Annotated in this window: 1 protein-coding gene; it reads left to right on the top strand. The window is 67.2% G+C overall.

Going from position 1 to position 1,766, the window contains the following annotated elements; all coding sequences use genetic code 11:
- Positions 1-1,766: DNA-directed RNA polymerase subunit beta (gene rpoB / locus AB0K18_RS50230; RefSeq protein WP_364930278.1), on the top strand; the 1,766-nt coding region annotated here is incomplete at both ends.

Here is a 1,766-nt window from a genome sequence, read left to right as displayed (position 1 = left end):
GCGCAGACCCTGCTGGAGAACCTCTACTTCAACCCCAAGCGCTACGACCTCGCGAAGGTCGGCCGCTACAAGATCAACAAGAAGCTGGGCGTCGACGCCGACATCACGCTGGGCACGCTGACCGAGGACGACATCGTCGCCACGATCGAGTACATCGTGCGCCTGCACGCCGGCGAGGAGTCCATGCCGGGCGCCAACGGCGAGGTCATCGTCGAGGTCGACGACATCGACCACTTCGGCAACCGTCGTCTGCGCAGCGTCGGCGAGCTCATCCAGAACCAGGTCCGCCTGGGTCTGGCCCGCATGGAGCGCGTCGTCCGCGAGCGCATGACCACGCAGGACGTCGAGGCCATCACGCCGCAGACCCTGATCAACATCCGCCCCGTGGTGGCCTCGATCAAGGAGTTCTTCGGCACCTCGCAGCTGTCGCAGTTCATGGACCAGACCAACCCCCTGGCCGGCCTGACGCACAAGCGGCGTCTGTCCGCGCTGGGTCCCGGCGGTCTGTCGCGGGAGCGGGCCGGGTTCGAGGTCCGTGACGTGCACCCGTCCCACTACGGCCGGATGTGCCCGATCGAGACCCCTGAAGGCCCCAACATCGGCCTGATCGGCTCGCTGGCCTCCTACGGCCGGATCAACGCCTTCGGCTTCGTCGAGACGCCTTACCGCAAGGTCGTCGACGGCAAGGTGACCGACCAGATCGACTACCTCACCGCCGACGAGGAAGACCGCTACGTCAAGGCGCAGGCCAACACGACGCTCAACCCCGACGGCTCGTTCGCCGAGGCCCGCGTCCTGGTCCGCACCAAGGGTGGTGAGACCGAGCTCGCGCGTGCCGAGGAGGTCGACTACATCGACGTGTCGCCGCGCCAGATGGTGTCGGTGGCCACCGCGATGATCCCGTTCCTCGAGCACGACGACGCCAACCGCGCGCTCATGGGCTCCAACATGCAGCGCCAGTCGGTGCCGCTGCTCAAGAGCGAGGCGCCGCTGGTCGGCACCGGCATGGAATACCGTGCCGCGACCGATGCCGGCGACGTCATCAGCGCGGAGAAGGCCGGTGTGGTCGAGGAGGTCTCGGCCGACTACATCACGGTCATGAACGACGACGGCACGCGGACGACGTACCGCGTGGCGAAGTTCAAGCGCTCCAACCAGGGCACCAGCTTCAACCAGAAGCCCATCGTCGCCGAGGGCGACAGGGTCGAGGTCAACCAGGTCATCGCCGACGGTCCCTGCACCGACAACGGTGAGATGGCGCTGGGCAAGAACCTCCTGGTGGCGTTCATGCCGTGGGAGGGTCACAACTACGAGGACGCGATCATCCTGTCCCAGCGCCTGGTGCAGGACGACGTGCTCTCCTCGATCCACATCGAGGAGCACGAGGTCGACGCCCGCGACACCAAGCTGGGCCCCGAGGAGATCACCCGCGACATCCCGAACGTGTCCGAGGAGGTGCTTGCCGACCTCGACGAGCGCGGCATCATCCGCATCGGCGCCGAGGTCGTCCCCGGTGACATCCTGGTCGGCAAGGTCACGCCCAAGGGCGAGACCGAGCTGACGCCGGAGGAGCGGCTGCTGCGCGCGATCTTCGGTGAGAAGGCCCGCGAAGTCCGTGACACCTCGCTGAAGGTGCCGCACGGCGAGCAGGGCAAGGTCATCGCGGTGCGTGTGTTCTCCCGTGAGGAGGGCGACGAGCTGCCGCCGGGTGTCAACGAGCTGGTCCGCGTCTACGTGGCCCAGAAGCGGAAGATCACCGACGGCGA

Source organism: Nonomuraea sp. NPDC049421, assembly GCF_040677005.1.
In the GTDB taxonomy this organism is placed as follows: Bacteria; Actinomycetota; Actinomycetes; order Streptosporangiales; family Streptosporangiaceae; genus Nonomuraea; species Nonomuraea salmonea.
This window is presented reverse-complemented; position numbering and strand designations above follow the sequence as displayed.